12 protein-coding genes are annotated in these 16033 nt (G+C 42.7%); 3 read left to right on the top strand and 9 right to left on the bottom strand.

Annotation, left to right across the window (positions count from 1 at the left end):
• Nucleotides 1-2: 2 nt before the first annotated feature.
• The 8 genes from FJ709_RS17585 to ilvC all read right to left on the bottom strand — a co-directional run bounded on the left by FJ709_RS17585 (nt 3) and on the right by ilvC (nt 10839).
• Complete coding sequence (locus FJ709_RS17585; protein ID WP_226411581.1) at nt 3-755, bottom strand: hypothetical protein; 753 nt, start codon at nt 753-755, stop codon at nt 3-5.
• Nucleotides 756-1058: 303 nt separating this feature from the next.
• On the bottom strand, nt 1059-1865 hold the full coding sequence (locus tag FJ709_RS17590; protein WP_226411582.1) for a substrate-binding periplasmic protein: 807 nt from the start codon (nt 1863-1865) through the stop codon (nt 1059-1061).
• Nucleotides 1866-2049: 184 nt separating this feature from the next.
• Complete coding sequence (locus tag FJ709_RS17595; RefSeq protein ID WP_226411583.1) at nt 2050-3186, bottom strand: pyridoxal-phosphate-dependent aminotransferase family protein; 1137 nt, start codon at nt 3184-3186, stop codon at nt 2050-2052.
• A 163-nt stretch (nt 3187-3349) separates the two neighbouring features.
• Nucleotides 3350-4930: a threonine ammonia-lyase, biosynthetic gene (ilvA, locus tag FJ709_RS17600; protein WP_226411584.1), complete on the bottom strand. Its 1581-nt coding sequence runs from the start codon at nt 4928-4930 to the stop codon at nt 3350-3352.
• A 3-nt stretch (nt 4931-4933) separates the two neighbouring features.
• Nucleotides 4934-6793, bottom strand: coding sequence for a dihydroxy-acid dehydratase (gene ilvD / locus FJ709_RS17605; protein WP_226411585.1), 1860 nt, complete (start codon nt 6791-6793; stop codon nt 4934-4936).
• 68 nt (nt 6794-6861) lie between these two features.
• On the bottom strand, nt 6862-7122 hold the full coding sequence (gene ilvM / locus FJ709_RS17610) for an acetolactate synthase 2 small subunit (RefSeq protein WP_226416044.1): 261 nt from the start codon (nt 7120-7122) through the stop codon (nt 6862-6864).
• On the bottom strand, nt 7122-8807 hold the full coding sequence (ilvG, locus tag FJ709_RS17615; RefSeq protein WP_226411586.1) for an acetolactate synthase 2 catalytic subunit: 1686 nt from the start codon (nt 8805-8807) through the stop codon (nt 7122-7124). Before ilvG ends, ilvM begins: the two co-directional genes overlap by 1 nt.
• Before the next feature lie 550 nt (nt 8808-9357).
• Entirely contained in the window at nt 9358-10839 is a 1482-nt protein-coding gene (gene ilvC / locus FJ709_RS17620; RefSeq protein ID WP_226411587.1) for a ketol-acid reductoisomerase, read from the bottom strand.
• A 199-nt stretch (nt 10840-11038) separates the two neighbouring features.
• Here ilvC and ilvY point away from each other — a divergent pair, with 199 nt between their 5' ends.
• Entirely contained in the window at nt 11039-11911 is an 873-nt protein-coding gene (gene ilvY, locus FJ709_RS17625; RefSeq protein WP_226411588.1) for an HTH-type transcriptional activator IlvY, read from the top strand.
• On the opposite strand, the gene FJ709_RS17630 is transcribed toward ilvY, so the two are convergent.
• Nucleotides 11908-13200 carry a hemolysin family protein gene (locus FJ709_RS17630; RefSeq protein ID WP_226411589.1) on the bottom strand — a complete coding sequence of 431 codons (1293 nt, stop codon included), beginning with the start codon at nt 13198-13200 and terminating at the stop codon, nt 11908-11910. The genes ilvY and FJ709_RS17630 overlap by 4 nt on opposite strands.
• Nucleotides 13201-13495: 295 nt before the next feature.
• Here FJ709_RS17630 and FJ709_RS17635 point away from each other — a divergent pair, with 295 nt between their 5' ends.
• Together FJ709_RS17635 and FJ709_RS17640 are read left to right on the top strand one after the other, a co-directional pair.
• Nucleotides 13496-15022, top strand: coding sequence for a YifB family Mg chelatase-like AAA ATPase (locus FJ709_RS17635; RefSeq protein ID WP_226416046.1), 1527 nt, complete (start codon nt 13496-13498; stop codon nt 15020-15022).
• A 71-nt stretch (nt 15023-15093) separates the two neighbouring features.
• Nucleotides 15094-16029, top strand: coding sequence for an acyltransferase (locus FJ709_RS17640; RefSeq protein WP_226411591.1), 936 nt, complete (start codon nt 15094-15096; stop codon nt 16027-16029).
• The last annotated feature ends 4 nt before the right edge of the window (nt 16030-16033 follow it).

Below are 16033 nucleotides of genomic sequence, written 5' to 3' on the forward strand. Positions count from 1 at the left end.
GTTTAGTTATTTTCTGGCAACCGCATAATCACTTGGCCTTTGTCGTTTAAAAACTCTAGTTTTGCTTCACCCGATTCAGTCACTACCAGTTGAATTCGCTTATTACCCTGAGCATCATTTAAGCGTAATTGTGAGCTACCATTTAAGGTACCGTAAAAAGCACGATGCACTGCACCTTTATTGTCTTCTATATATTGTTGCTCGAGGATAGCTAATTTAGCAGTATCTCCTTCTGACTGCGCTTTAATAAATGCCTTGGTCAATTCAAAGTCCATATCGGTATCGGGTCTATCCATAACGGTTAAGCCGGTGATCATAAAATCTTTTTGCTCAATATGCTGCATCATCATAGTCTGGTCTTGGTTATAGCGATCAAAAGACATATGTAACCCATGATTAACCTCACCATTGTCTTTTTTACCACGAAAAATAAAACCGCCATTTTCTGTGCCCTCATCATTATAAAAAATCATACCGGGTCTGGGCTCATTAGAGCGAAATACTTCTTTACCAAACTTATTAACCCCAGGCGCTTTATCAGCGTTTGAGAGTACCATTCGGTTTAAGCCGTTTTTCTCTACAATATTAATACGTTCAACAGAAATTTCCTCAAACGTCATCTTACTAGGGTTACTATCTAATTGATCGAGAAATACATAACTGCCTAACGATAAGAGACTAATGCCTAAAACATAATTGATTAGTTTTTGAGTTTTAAATTGTTGTACTAAAGCAACGTTTTGATGAGTAGTCATGGTGCGCCCTCTTTAAGCTATTGATTATTTTTTACAACGGCAGGAACCGCTGGTTGTGTGATTAAAGTAGCGTGCTGACAATTAAGACAAAATACATAATCTATAAGCAGGGGGAAAATCTTATTAAAGGGCTGAAAATGACGATTACACCAAATGATTAATCTACTGGTTTAGGTTTGCTATGGGGGAATTAGCTAAAAATGACTGGTAGGCTATTAGGTTATCAAGGTACTAGCGCATTGGATTGGATTAAATTGAAGTAAAATGAATGAAGTGAGTTACCCCACGTATAATCTGTATATGCTACTTTGTTTCTACATCGACAAAATATTGTTGTTCAAGTTGTTTGTAAACACCACTGGCTCGAATTGTTTTTAAACCACGATTAAACTTATTTTTTAATGCCTCATCATGGAAGCTGATATAATAATCCGGTCCTGAAAATATCATGTGATAATGCAAGCTTGCTGTTACATCGATATCTTTGGCGATCATACGGTTTAAATCTTGGAACACGTACCGGTCGGCTATCACGATATCGACTCGTTCTTTATAAAGCATTTTATTTTGTTTTTCTTGTGGTGACACTTCCAAATAGGCGAGGTTATTTTGGGTCATTTTGTTAAAAGTGTTGCCCATAACGTGTTGGGCATTCAAAAAAGCCACCACGCTGTAATGTTTTAAATCATCAATGCTAGTAATACGTAAGTCATTTTTGGCTAAACTAATCGCTACATTGTGGTATGAAATATAATTATCTGAAGCAAACCCTCCAACACCTGTATGCTGATTTACCGTCATAATGGCATCCGCTTTTTTCTGTTGAAAATGCAATAATTGGCGATTACGGGAAGAAAACTGAAACTCGACTTTTATGCCTTCACTGGCAAATGCCTGACGGATGATATCCAGTTCAATACCCGACTGTTCATCTTGCAATATATAAGGCGGGCGAGCTGTAGGGGACGCGATAATGATTTTTTTATCTACCCTCAACTCTGTAGCAGACAATGGTTGTGATACGACTAGTTGAAGCATAGATGCTAGACACGTCAGTAATACGCTAGAGGTCAAAGCGAGTGAGAAATAATGCCTTTGAGAACCTAGCATAGGGTAAGTGTTACCTTTTATTATTTTTTGTGCCAGTTATAGTGCAAGCATAGCGTGAATAATCAATGTTGATCAAGCTCAACCATTCAACAAATATAGCCCCATAAATATAAATGTGAAGTATGTAAAGTCGCCATAAAAAAACAGGCACCAATTGGCACCTGTGTTTAATCAGCATAAAAAATTAACTCATGACATCTTCTAATGCTTTAAGGCATAAGGCCACATTTTCAGCTCTAGCACCAAAACCCATCAAACCGATGCGCCAGGCTTTCCCTCCTAACGCGCCTAATCCTGCGCCTATTTCTAGGTTATATTGCTCTAGCAGTTGTTTACGCACCGCGCCGTCATCAATACCTTCTGGAATATAAACGGTATTAAGCTGAGGTAGTCGGTATGCCTCTTCAACAACGAACTTAAGTCCTAGCTTAGTGAGTCCGTCGCGCAAAATTACATGCATATTGTGGTGACGTGCCCAGGCATTTTCTAGCCCTTCGTTTGCTAATACACGTAATGACTCATGTAAGGCATATAATGCATTAACGGGGGCGGTGTGATGATAACTGCGTTTGCCACCATTGCCATTACCCCAATACCCCATGACTAATGTTTGGTCTAAAAACCAACTTTGTACTAGCGTTTTACGGTTTTTAAGCTTTTCAACGGCTTTGTCTGAAAACGATACCGGCGATAAACCCGGCACGCATGATAAACACTTCTGACTGCCAGAATAAATAGCATCAATACCCCATTCATCAACACGTAGCTCTACCCCCCCTAATGATGTCACCGCATCAACTATGGTTAAACAGCCATGGAGCTGCGCAAGTGTACACAGGGTTTGCGCATCAGATAACGCACCAGTCGATGTTTCAGCATGTACAAAGGCTAAAAATTTTGCATCAGGGTTGGCCACTAATGCCTGTTCAACCGCTTCTGGACAAACAGGCTCACCCCAAGCATTATCAACTACCACGGCGACGCCACCGACACGCTCAACATTTTGGCGCATACGTTCGCCAAACACACCATTACGACAGACGATGACCTTTTCACCTGGCTCAACTAAGTTGACAAAACAGGTTTCCATGCCAGCACTGCCTGGTGCAGATACCGCTAGGGTCATTTCATTCTTAGTTTGAAAGGCATACTGGATCAGTTGTTTTAGCTCATCCATCATATTAACGAACAGCGGGTCTAGATGACCGATAGTCGGCTTGGCTTGTGCAGCCAATACTTCAGGATAAACGTCGGACGGCCCTGGGCCCATCAAAATACGACGTGGGGGGTTAAAAGCAGAAATTTGCGGTACGGGCAACATCAATGTCTCCTTAACTAGGTCTAGCTATTTTATTAAATAGCATTAGTTGAAAAATTTACCCTACATAGAAAAAATAGTATTCAGCCAACGAGTATATTCTCGTTTCGGCATTGACGTTAACTTAGCATACTGGCGCCAAAAGTAACGCTAGTATGCTATATAACTATTTAGCCTTAGCGCCTAAAAATAATTGATAGGCTGGGCTATTGGTTTCTTCTTGGTAGACAAAGCCCAGCTCCGTTAAAAAACGGGCAAATGGGATATCATCACTTTTAGGCACTTCAAAACCCGCTAACACGCGGCCAAAGGCTGCACCATGATTACGATAATGAAATAAACTGATATTCCACTGGCTTTGTAATGTGGTTAAAAACTTCAGCAATGCGCCTGGATACTCAGGAAACTCAAAGCTAAATAATCGCTCTTCTAATGATTCTAATGGATGACCGCCAACCATATAACGCACGTGTAACTTTGCGGTTTCGTCTTGGGATAAGTCTTGAACTTCAAAGTGTTCCGATTCTAACTTAGCAATAATACTTTTCAGTTCGGTTTGACCACCACTTAAGCGAATCCCGGCAAACACTACGGCCATATCACGGCTACTAAAACGGTAATTAAACTCAGTCATCACGCGCTTATCAAGTAACTCACAAAAACGCAGAAAACTGCCAGGCTGTTCAGGAATTTTAACGGCTAGCACGGCCTCTTTTTGCTCGCCTAATTCACAACGTTCAGACACATAACGTAAGCTATGAAAGTTGACATTTGCACCGCTTAAAATAGCCGCTACCTTTAATGGTTTGTCTGCATCGTTTTCAAATGCCAGCATGTATTTTTTCAAACCGGCAATAGATAACGCACCAGCGGGCTCCGCAATTGCGCGGGTATCTTCAAAAATGTCTTTTACTGCGGCACAGATTTCATCAGAGGTCACAGTAATCACATGATCAACATATTCTCGAGCAACCCGAAAAGGCTCATCACCAATACGCTTAACCGCAACACCATCGGCAAACAAACCTACCTGGCTTAAGGTAACAGGCTCATCGGCTTCTAATGCCGCTTTTAAACACGCGGCATCTTCAGGTTCAACACCAATAATTTTGACTTGTGGCATAACGGCTTTGTAATACGCCGCAATACCCGCAATTAACCCGCCGCCACCAACAGGTACAAATACTACGTCAAGTCCGCGTTGTTGTTGCACCATTTCCTGAGCAATAGTGCCCTGTCCTGCTATTACAGCCTGATCATCAAATGGGGCAATATAAACTCGACCTTCTGATTCAGACAATGCTTTAGCATAATCATTAGCTTGATCAAATGCTTGACCGTGCAATACGACTGTGCCGCCCAAACGCTTTACCGCATCGATTTTAATTTCAGGCGTTGTGCTTGGCATCACAATGACCGCATTAATGCCACGACTTGCTGCCGACATTGCCACACCTTGGGCATGATTACCGGCTGACGCACAAACAACACCACAAGCGCATTGTTCTGGGGTTAATTCGGCAATGCGGTTATAAGCACCACGAAGCTTGAACGAGTGTACCGGCTGCATATCTTCGCGCTTTAAAAAAACATCACAACCTAAACGAGCTGACATTTTTTTCATAGCAGATAACGGCGTGACCTCGGCAATATCATAAACGGATGATAGCAAAATCTTTTGCAAATATTGCTGAGCTAAGGACATGGGCGCTAGCTCCAATTGAGTTGGTGATGCCAAGGACTGCATAATCTATCCCTCTAGTTTACTGCGATCGCGCACAGCACCTTGATCGGCACTGGTGGCTAATAGCGCATACGCTTTCAACGCCAATGAAACATATCGTTCACGACCAATGGGTTTCCAACCTAACACACCTTTGGCGTCCATTGCTTGGCGACGCGCTGCTAAAGCTTGGTCACTGACGTTCAGTTTGATGCTACGATTAGGGATATCAATGGCAATTTGATCGCCATTTTCAATTAAAGCAATGGTGCCACCTGAAGCCGCTTCTGGTGATATATGGCCAATCGATAAACCTGAAGTGCCACCAGAAAAACGTCCATCGGTAATTAACGCACACTTGGTGCCTAAGCCACGTGATTTAAGGTATGTGGTTGGGTACAGCATTTCCTGCATACCTGGGCCACCTTTAGGGCCTTCATAGCGAATAACCACCACATCTCCGGCAACCACTTCGCCACCTAAAATACCGGCGACAGCGTCATCTTGGCTTTCATAAATACGGGCGCTGCCCACAAAGGTTAAATTAGAATCATCAACCCCTGCGGTTTTCACAATACAGCCTTTTTCAGCGATATTGCCCGACAATACCGCTAAGCCGCCTTCTTGGCTGAAAGCGAATTCACGCGTACGGATACAGCCGTTTTCACGGTCATCATCAACAGTGTCCCAGCGACAATCTTGGCTAAAGGCCTTTTGGGTTGGAATACCAGCAGGTCCTGCACTAAAGAAGCGTATAACGGCAGGGTCATTGGTTTGTTTAATATCGTATTTGGCTAAAACAGACTTTAAATCACCACCGTTATCTGCCGCCACATGTGGCACGTCATTATGTAATAGGCCTGCTCTGTCTAACTCACCTAAAATACCCATGACTCCACCCGCACGGTGAACATCTTCCATATGATATTTAGGGGTAGATGGCGCTACTTTACAAAGGTGTGGCACTAAACGTGAAATACGGTCGATATCGGCCATAGTGAAATCAACTTCCGCTTCATGCGCAGCCGCTAATAAATGCAATACAGTGTTCGATGAACCACCCATGGCGATATCTAAAGTTGTTGCGTTTTCAAACGCTTTAAATGAGGCGATATTACGTGGTAAAGCACTCTCATCGTCATGCTTGTAATAACGCTCGGCGAGCTTCATTACTCGGCGACCCGCTTCTAAAAACAGTTCACGGCGATCTGCATGGGTAGCCAACATTGAGCCATTACCCGGTAACGATAACCCTAGCGCTTCAGTTAGGCAGTTCATTGAGTTTGCGGTAAACATACCCGAACACGAGCCACAAGTAGGACAGGCACTGCGTTCAATTTGTTTGCTGTCTTCATCGCTAACATTGGTGTCAGCGCCAGCAACCATGGCATCGACTAAGTCAAGCTTAATGATTCTGTCTGATAACTTAGTTTTGCCGGCTTCCATTGGGCCACCAGAGACAAAAACCACTGGAATATTCAGTCTTAGTGCGGCCATCAACATGCCTGGGGTGATTTTGTCGCAGTTTGAAATACACACTAACGCATCGGCACAATGGGCATTGACCATATATTCAACGCTGTCGGCAATTAACTCTCGTGATGGCAAGCTATAAAGCATGCCGCCATGGCCCATGGCAATACCATCATCCACTGCAATGGTATTAAATTCTTTGGCGATACCGCCCGCTTCTTCAATGGCACTAGCTACAAGCGAGCCCATATCTTTTAAATGTACATGACCCGGCACAAATTGGGTAAACGAGTTAGAGATGGCAATAATTGGCTTACCAAAATCCGTTTCTTTAACGCCTGTTGCGCGCCAAAGTGCGCGAGCTCCAGCCATGTTACGACCTTCGGTACTGGTTGCTGAACGTAGTTTTGGCATTGCTTTAATCCTTGGTTAATTTTTTACTGCGTAAACTCGATTAATCTTTACTGATGAGAGCTAAAATATTAAGCGTTTACTGTTTTATCTAATTGGGCGGCAACGGGTAACACTTTACACTGTGTCACATCAATCAGCTTGTCTAATTGGTTGCTTAATAATTCAATTGCACGCTCGGCTTCAACCCATAGATTAATCGCTAGGTTGTTATCATCCTTAGTGTGCATTTTCATTTCAGTCACTTTAAAGCCACGATGACGTGTAACACGAAGCACACGCTCTAACACTTCTGGACACTGCTTTACGGTTATCTCAAGATTATGTTGCATCATGTTTGCTTCTCCATTTGATCCATCATTTCGCTGTTACTGGCCCCTGGAGGCACTAATGGCCAAACGTTGAAAGCGTCATCAATCGACACATGCAACATAAATGGACCTGGGGTATTAATCATTTCATCTAGGGCTTCTTCGACCTGATCTGCGCGGGTAATGGTACGCCCTGGGATATCAAATGCCGATGCCATTAACACAAAGTTAGGGTTGTCTGATAAATCCGTTTCGCTGTAGCGTTCTTCAAAAAATAGCTGCTGCCATTGCTTCACCATGCCTAATTTTTGGTTATCAACCAGTAAAATTTTAACCGGTAACTTACGGCGCTTGATGGTGGTTAACTCTTGCACATTCATCATAAACGAACCGTCACCCGATACTGTGACCACAGTAGCATTGGGTCTGGCCACTTGCGCGCCAATGGCTGCAGGTAACCCAAAGCCCATAGTGCCTAGACCTGCGCTAGACAAATGATCTTCTGGGCGTCTAAACCACATATGCTGAGCCACCCACATTTGATGCTGACCCACATCACAACTTACTACGCTATCTTCAGGCAACTTATTGGCTAAACGACGTAACATAGAAGGCGCAAAAATCAGTTCACCAGGGTGGTTATAATCCCATTTATACTGACGCGCCATATCGGTGATATCTTGAAGCCACGGTTGAATATGCACCGCATCAACGACAGCTTCTGCCAAAGCAGGCAATACAAGACGAAGCTCAGCTGCGATAGCCACATCTGCTTGACGTAGCTTACCCAGTTCGGCGGCATCGATATCTAAATGAAGCACTTTGGCATTACTGGCAAAACTGGCTAAACGGCCAGTTACACGGTCATCAAAGCGTGCCCCGACTACGATTAATAAATCACATTCTTGTACCGCTAAATTAGCCGCTTTGCCGCCGTGCATCCCTAACATACCAAGATAACCCGGTGCATCATGGGCAATACTGCCAAGCCCTTTTAAAGTGGCTACAGAAGGTATTTTTGTTTGAGCAATAAACTGACGTAAGTGTCCAACAGCACCAGCCATACCCACGCCACCACCGACGTATAACATGGGTTTTTTGGCGGCTTTGATTAATTCAGCACCGGCGTCCAAATCAGCCTGTTCGGCTTGCAATTCAACTTCAACCGATTGAAGTGGTGTTTTGTATTCAAGCTCGGCTATTTGGATATCTTTAGGGATATCGACCAACACAGGTCCAGGTCGTCCAGAGGCGGCAATTTCAAAGGCGCGATATAAAGTAGGAATTAATTCATTGATGTCTGTGACCATAAAACTGTGCTTGGTACAAGACAGTGACATGCCCAGCACATCGATTTCTTGGAAGGCGTCAGTACCAATTACACTAGTCGACACCTGGCCTGTAATGGCAACTAACGGCACGGAATCAAGTAATGCATCAGCAAGCGAGGTAATTAAATTTGTCGCCCCCGGTCCTGATGTGGCAAAACATACACCGGTTTTGCCACTGGCTCTGGCGTACCCGACTGCGGCAAAAGCTGCACCTTGTTCATGGCGACTTAATAGATGCTCAACTGGGCTACCATAAAGGGCATCATAAATCGGCATAATAGCCCCACCTGGGTAACCAAACACTGTGGTTACACCATGTGCGGCTAGTACTTTGATTACGGCGTCTGCGCCTCTCATTTTTTGCCCTACTTCCATAATGTACTCTCTACTTATTAACGCGATTTGGTTTACGCTACTTGATGACAATGTGTATGTTCAGTGAATGTTCAAACGCCTTAAAACAAAAAACCCCCGGTCCTTTCGGAGCGGGGGTTTTTGGAATTTTGTGACCTCTAGGTCAGTCTTTTTGCCAAATGCAGCCCCCGCTGTGATTTAATAATCACTACGGTAATAATCGAAATAATGAGTAGGGCTACTTGGTTAAACATATAAAAGACTGAGTTCCTAATTTGAGTGTTGGATATCAACTGAGTTATAAGTGATACCATACAAACTTCGTCCAACACAAGTAAAAATCGGCTTTGTAAAAAAAATTCAGCTTCCCTGCCGAGACAATGCAAACAACAAACTAAAAATCTGACAGTAACCTAATTGAAATTACTCAAATAAAAATTTGCTAGAGTGAGAAACTTGGGGAACTCACTCTAATGATGCCTGTCCGACAACTTATGATTAATTAAATAACCTAAACTGAACAGGTACTTCATCAGTACTTTTTTACAAACATAAATCAGACGCTAAATAACTAGCTGGCTTCAATAATACTTTTCATATCAGTCATATAGCCGCGAAGCTCTGCACCCACAAACTCAACGTCGGTATTGCGAATGGCTTCATTGACTTCAATTAAGCGAAGGTTATCAACACCTGTTGAAGCTGATTTCAAACCGCTACCTAAAAACTCTGGTGACATGGCATTAACGTAATCACGTAATAACGGCACTGCTGCATGGTTAAATAAGTAACAACCATATTCAGCGGTATCTGAAATAACAATGTTCATTTCATACAAGCGCTTGCGTGCAATAGTGTTAGCAATTAACGGCGTTTCATGTAGCGACTCATAATAAGCTGACTCTTCGACAATACCTGAAGCAACCATAGTATCGAATGCTAGCTCAACACCCGCTTTGATCATCGCGACCAAAAAGATGCCCTTATCAAAGTACGTTTGCTCGTCGATGTGCTCACTTGAAACCGGTGAATTTTCGAATGCGGTTTCGTTAGTTTCTGCACGCCATTTAAGCAAGTTGGCATCATCATTAGCCCAATCAGCCATCATGGTGCGAGAAAACTCACCACTAATAATATCGTCCATATGCTTGGCAAATAATGGCGCTAAAATTTCTTTTAATTCTTCAGCCATATCAAAGGCTTTAATTTTAGCCGGGTTAGATAAACGGTCCATCATGTTAGTGATGCCGCCATGCTTAAGCGCTTCAGTAACGGTTTCCCAACCCTGTTGAATGAGTTTACCGGCATAACCTGGCTCAACACCGTCGGCAACCATTTTCTCGTAACCTAAAATGGCACCGGTTTGTAACATGCCACACAAAATCGTTTGCTCGCCCATTAAGTCAGACTTAACTTCGGCAATAAACGATGACAGTAATACACCGGCACGATCGCCACCAGTAGCACTTGCATAGGCTTTAGCAATGTCTAAGCCATCACCATTAGGGTCGTTTTCTGGGTGAACCGCAATCAATGTTGGTACACCAAAGCCGCGCTTATATTCTTCGCGTACTTCAGTACCTGGACATTTTGGTGCCACCATCACAACAGTGATGTCTGACCGCACTTGCATGCCTTCTTCAACGATATTAAAACCGTGAGAATAAGATAATGTTGCACCTTGCTTCATTAACGGCATAACAGTATTAACAACATCAGTGTGTTGTTTGTCAGGTGTCAGGTTTAATACCAAATCTGCAGCAGGAATAAGCTCTTCAAAGGTACCAACAGTAAAACCGTTATCGGTAGCTTTTTGCCAAGAGGCGCGCTTTTCAGCAATGGCTTGAGGACGCAAGGCAAATGAAATATTCAAGCCAGAGTCACGCATGTTTAAGCCCTGGTTAAGCCCTTGAGCGCCACAACCTAAAATAACAATGTTCCAATCTTTAATATAATTGCAGCCGTCTAAGAATTCGCTGCGGTCCATAAAACGACATTGTGCTAGTTGAGATAATTGTTGACGTAAATTCAGAGAGTTAAAATAGTTAGCCATCTGATACCACCTATAAAATTCAGAAATTTGAGACGCAACATTCAGATAATTTAAATCATCGGAAGTTGTGATTAAGCTTACTATAGCGCAAGCATGTTATTGCTTAAAATGATATATTCGGTATTTGTAATTGCATTTAATGAAATTATATAGTTTTCTATATCAAACAGCGCACACTTAACCTGAACTCTGAGGTGTTATGGATATTCGTTCACTCAAGCTTTACCTACATTTATGCGACAGTTTGCATTTTGCTAAAACCGCAGAGCAAACCCATGTTAGTCCATCAACATTAAGCCGTGCGATGCAAAGGCTTGAAGAAGAAGTGGGTTGTAAATTGCTTGAGCGAGATAATCGCAGTGTCAGCCTAACCCACGCAGGTATTGAGTTTAAGCATTTTGCTGAACAAACGTTATCTGAATGGACACAGTTGAAACAGCGCATTGATCCACAACAAAATGTGTTACGTGGTCGGTTAAATATTTTCTGCTCGGTTACCGCAGCTTACAGCCACTTGCCATCACTATTAGACAGATTTAGACGTGAGCATCCCCATGTGGAAATCAACTTAACCACTGGAGATCCTGCTAATGCCATTAACGAGGTGCAACAAAATAGAGCAGACATTGCCATTCTTGCGCTGCCAGATGCCCTTGCCCCAAGTATTCATTTCAGCAAAATTGATTATGTACCTTTATCTATTATCGCGCCCACTATGCCCTGCCAGGTTCAGCAGATGGTGTCACAAGCTAATATTGAGTGGGATAAATTACCCTTTATTGTGCCTGATCATGGCCCTGGACGCCGTCGTGTGGATAACTGGTTTAAGCAAATGGGTTTCAAGCCGAACATTTATGCCCAAGTTGCAGGACAAGAAGCAATTGCCTCAATGGTAGCGTTAGGATGCGGGGTTGGCATTAGCCCTGATGTAGTGATTCAAAATAGCCCAGTGCGAGGGCGCATTCAAATGGTGGCTTCACCGGTTGAAATTCCAGGGTTTGAGCTAGGCTGTTGTTGCAAAGACAAGCGCACTGACGATCCAATCATCAATGCATTTTTACAGGTCATTTAAGGCTGGTCTATTTTCGTCACTAATAACTGGTCGACTTTGTATGAATCAATGTCGACCACTTCAAATTTATAGCCGCCATAATTAACGAAGTCGGTTCGTTTGGGTATTTTACGTAGCATATACATAATAAAACCCGCGATGGTTTCATAGTTTTGGCTATGGGGAAATGACTCAATATTAAATGCCCGCATCACATCAGTTATCGGTGTCACGCCATCCACTAACCATGAGCTGTCATCACGGCTAACTATTTGCTCTTCACTTTCATGTAACGACCAAGCGCCCATTACTGCACTTTGTAAATCATTGGTGGTCACGATACCGACAACTAAAGCGTATTCATTCATCACCACCGCAAATCCGGTGCGATTATTTTTAAAATACTCCATCGACTCAGACAAGGTCAGTGTATCGGGAATAATCAGACAGCTATGTACCAAGGAGCTGTCTTTTAAATTAATGCTTTGACCATTAATTACCCTAAGTAAAATTTCTTTAGCATCGACGTAACCCAAAATAGTGTCTAGTTGGCCATTACACACCAAAAACTTGCTGTGGGGTTGATCTGCAATTTTACGTTTTATGGTGTCTTCGGAATCTTGCTGTAAAAAAAACACTAAACTTTCACGCGCTGTCATTGCTGAGGTAACAGGGACGGACTGCATTTCAAATACATTCTCCATCATTTGCTGCTCACCTTTATCTAACACTCCCGCTTCAGTGCCTGCACTCATTATCGCGTAAATATCATCATGGGTAATTTGGTCATTCCGTATCATAGGAATTTGTAATAACTTAAATAAGCCATTCGCCAAACCATTAAAAAGCCAAACAAAAGGTTTTAACAGCGTAATGCATAGCAGCATGGGCGCGACTAAGGTTACCGCCACCTTTTCAGGCATCACCATGGCAATACGTTTTGGCATTAAGTCCGCAAATAAGATAAACAGTGAAGTCACACAAATAAATGACAATACAAAACTGCTTTGACTGACCCAAGCAGGGTCAACCCATGACGATAATAGACCTTCAAAATAGGGCCTAAATGCGCCTTCACCCACAATACCGCCCATAATGGCAACGGCATTAAGCCCTATTTGTACCACAGTGAAAAAACTGCCTGGATGCGCTTGCAAGCTAAGCACTTTAAACGCGCGAATATCACCTTCTTCAGCAAGGGCTTGCAAGCGAATTTTACGGGCAGCGGCTAAGGCGATTTCTGACAGAGAAAAGAAACAGCTAATCGCAATTAACCCCATCATAATTAAAAAATTGTCAACAAAACTCATTACTACCTCTGCCTAATTTTTGTTTATAGGCTGGTTAAATCAATAAGAGCACGATACACATCATGACCATTATAAGGGGGGCAAATAGCAACAACTTTGGCAGTTACGGCTAAATTAGAAACGGCATTAATCTACTTTAGTGGAACCAAGCATCTTTATGCTGCTAAAAATCGCCGTATGGTACTCGAAGTATTATTTATAAAATAGTCTACACTTACTGAATATCAATCGAACTGCCTATATTTTTATTGATTAATCCATGGAATCAGGATTAACCACTGCAAAGGATCTGTTTATGGCAATTGCCTGTATTAACACTCGCGCCAGTTGTGGCGTTGATGCCCCCATAGTTACCGTTGAAGTCCATTTAAGTAATGGTCTGCCGGCCTTTAATTTAGTCGGCTTGCCAGAAACCTCAGTAAAAGAAGCAAAAGAGCGAGTCCGCAGTGCCTTGATTAATGCAGGCTTTGAAGTGCCACAACGCAGAATTACCGTTAACCTTGCCCCTGCAGACTTACCTAAACAGGGTGGTCGCTACGATTTACCTATCGCTATTGGTATTTTAGCTGCATCAGGGCAAATCCCAATTAAGAATATCGCCCAATATGAATTTATTGGTGAGCTTGCACTATCGGGGCATGTTAGATCCTGTAGTGGTATTTTGCCCGCCATTATCGCTGCAAAAAATCAATATCATCATTTATTTATGCCACTAGAAAATCGTTATGAAGCTGAACTTGTAGGCTATGAACACTGCTTTTTTGTCGCCCATTTACAGCATTTAGCGGCTTTTCTTCACGGGCAATCACAATTGCCTAAGTTAGATAACTTACCCCAATGGATAGATGACGCCCCCACTGATGAAAGCCATTTATGTATGAGCGAAGTGATTGGCCAGCACCAAGCAAAACAAGCATTAGAAATTGCCGCTGCTGGCGGGCATAACATGCTAATGCTGGGGCCACCAGGCACTGGCAAGTCGATGTTGGCCAATCGAATTATTCCGTTGATGCCGAAACTGACTTATGAAGAAGCAATAGAAGTCGCGGCGATTCATTCAGTGGCGGCGCTCAGTATTAAACCGGCTAACTTCTTGAACCGTCCCTTTCGCGCACCACATCATACTTGTTCCTCGATTTCATTGGTCGGCGGCGGAAGTCACCCAAAACCCGGGGAGATTTCATTAGCCCATCGCGGCATTCTATTTTTAGATGAAATAGCCGAGTTTCCCCGTAAAGTATTAGATTGCCTAAGGGAGCCGATGGAAAGTGGCGAGGTAGTGATCTCACGCGCCGCAGCCAAGCTGACCTTTTCAAGCCGATTTCAGCTAATTGCTGCAATGAATCCTAGTCCATGCGGTGATACCGAACATGCGCGGGCGACACCAGATCAAATTCAGCGTTATTTATCACGTTTATCAGGGCCTTTTTTAGACAGATTTGATTTAACTATAGATGTACCTAAATTACCGTCTGGTACGTTAACTCAGACCAATACCACTTCAGAAACCAGCGCTAGCATTGCACTGCGTGTCAAACGTGCTCGAGATTTACAACTGAGTCGCAACGGGGTGTTAAATAGTGAATTAAGCCCTAAACTACTTAATCAGCACAGCGGTATTTGCCATCAAGATCTGGTTTTTTTAGAACAAAGTGTAGTTAAACTCGGGTTATCAGTGCGTAGCTTTCACAGAATTCAGCGCGTAGCTCGTACTATTGCTGACCTACAAAATAGTCAAAATACAGACCGCAGCCACATTGCTCAAGCCTTAGGTTACCGCGCAATGGACCGCCTGTTAGCCAGTTTAAGTAGACAATATTAAAATAAAATCGCTACTGATTGAGCTAAACCTATACAACGAGTAATATAGACCTCCATTTACAGGAGAGTTAGATGTCGTTGTTTTCAAAAATTAAAGGATCGTTAGCATTTATATGCTACTGCATAAATACACTATTTTGGGCTATCCCCATTTTGGTTTTTGGCTTAATCAAACTAATCCCTTTAAAAATAATCGACAAAATTTGCAGCTATGTAGCCGATCATTGTGCTTCAGCATGGATTTACTGCAACACTCTGACTGAAAGTATCCTTCACCCAGTAACTTTTGAAGTCACTGGCGACACTGATTTTGATCAAAAACAATGGTATATGGTAATTGCAAACCATCAGTCCTGGGTCGATATCTTAGTACTGCAACGTATATTAAATGGCAAAATTCCTTTTCTTAAGTTTTTTCTCAAACAAGAGCTACTTTATGTACCAGTATTGGGGTTAGTGTGGTGGGCATTAGACTTTCCTTTTATGCGCCGTTTTAGTCATGCACAACTCAAGAAAAACCCTAAGCTTAAAGGTAAAGACATCGAAATTACCCGCAAAGCCTGTGAAAAATTTAAAACTAAGCCTGTCAGTGTAATGAATTTTGTAGAAGGTACTCGCTTTAATCACGTAAAACATCAACTACAGGCATCGTCTTTTCAACACCTATTAAAACCTAAAGCAGGTGGAATGGCCTTTGCACTTTCAGCTATGGGTGAGCACATTAATAAGTTAGTCAATGTAACTATTTATTATCCTGAACAGGTGCCTTCATTTTGGGGCTATATCTGTGGGCAAACCAAGCACATTAAAGTCAATATTGAAATTAGCGATATTCCACAGACTATGCGCGGTGATTATATTAACGACCGCCAATTTAAAATTGATTTTCAAGAGCAGCTAAACCAGTTTTGGTCTGAGAAGGATCGAAAATTACAACAGTATCACCAGCACTGCACAGCCCCAAGTAATAGCGCGGCAATTAGCAACAAGTGCACGAAAAAGGCATAAATAT

It is taken from the genome of Shewanella glacialimarina, assembly GCF_020511155.1.
GTDB classification, from domain to species: Bacteria; Pseudomonadota; Gammaproteobacteria; order Enterobacterales; family Shewanellaceae; genus Shewanella; species Shewanella glacialimarina.

What these genes read in the sequence shown, in the direction of transcription:
- ilvM (WP_226416044.1), bottom strand. Translation starts at nt 7,122, where the DNA reads ATGCAACATAATCTTGAGATAACCGTAAAGCAGTGTCCAGAAGTGTTA.
- FJ709_RS17595 (WP_226411583.1), bottom strand. Translation starts at nt 3,186, where the DNA reads ATGTTGCCCGTACCGCAAATTTCTGCTTTTAACCCCCCACGTCGTATT.
- FJ709_RS17585 (WP_226411581.1), bottom strand. Translation starts at nt 755, where the DNA reads ATGACTACTCATCAAAACGTTGCTTTAGTACAACAATTTAAAACTCAA.
- ilvC (WP_226411587.1), bottom strand. Translation starts at nt 10,839, where the DNA reads ATGGCTAACTATTTTAACTCTCTGAATTTACGTCAACAATTATCTCAA.
- ilvD (WP_226411585.1), bottom strand. Translation starts at nt 6,793, where the DNA reads ATGCCAAAACTACGTTCAGCAACCAGTACCGAAGGTCGTAACATGGCT.
- ilvG (WP_226411586.1), bottom strand. Translation starts at nt 8,807, where the DNA reads ATGGAAGTAGGGCAAAAAATGAGAGGCGCAGACGCCGTAATCAAAGTA.
- ilvA (WP_226411584.1), bottom strand. Translation starts at nt 4,930, where the DNA reads ATGCAGTCCTTGGCATCACCAACTCAATTGGAGCTAGCGCCCATGTCC.
- FJ709_RS17630 (WP_226411589.1), bottom strand. Translation starts at nt 13,200, where the DNA reads ATGAGTTTTGTTGACAATTTTTTAATTATGATGGGGTTAATTGCGATT.
- ilvY (WP_226411588.1), top strand. Translation starts at nt 11,039, where the DNA reads ATGGATATTCGTTCACTCAAGCTTTACCTACATTTATGCGACAGTTTG.
- FJ709_RS17635 (WP_226416046.1), top strand. Translation starts at nt 13,496, where the DNA reads ATGGCAATTGCCTGTATTAACACTCGCGCCAGTTGTGGCGTTGATGCC.
- FJ709_RS17640 (WP_226411591.1), top strand. Translation starts at nt 15,094, where the DNA reads ATGTCGTTGTTTTCAAAAATTAAAGGATCGTTAGCATTTATATGCTAC.
- FJ709_RS17590 (WP_226411582.1), bottom strand. Translation starts at nt 1,865, where the DNA reads ATGCTAGGTTCTCAAAGGCATTATTTCTCACTCGCTTTGACCTCTAGC.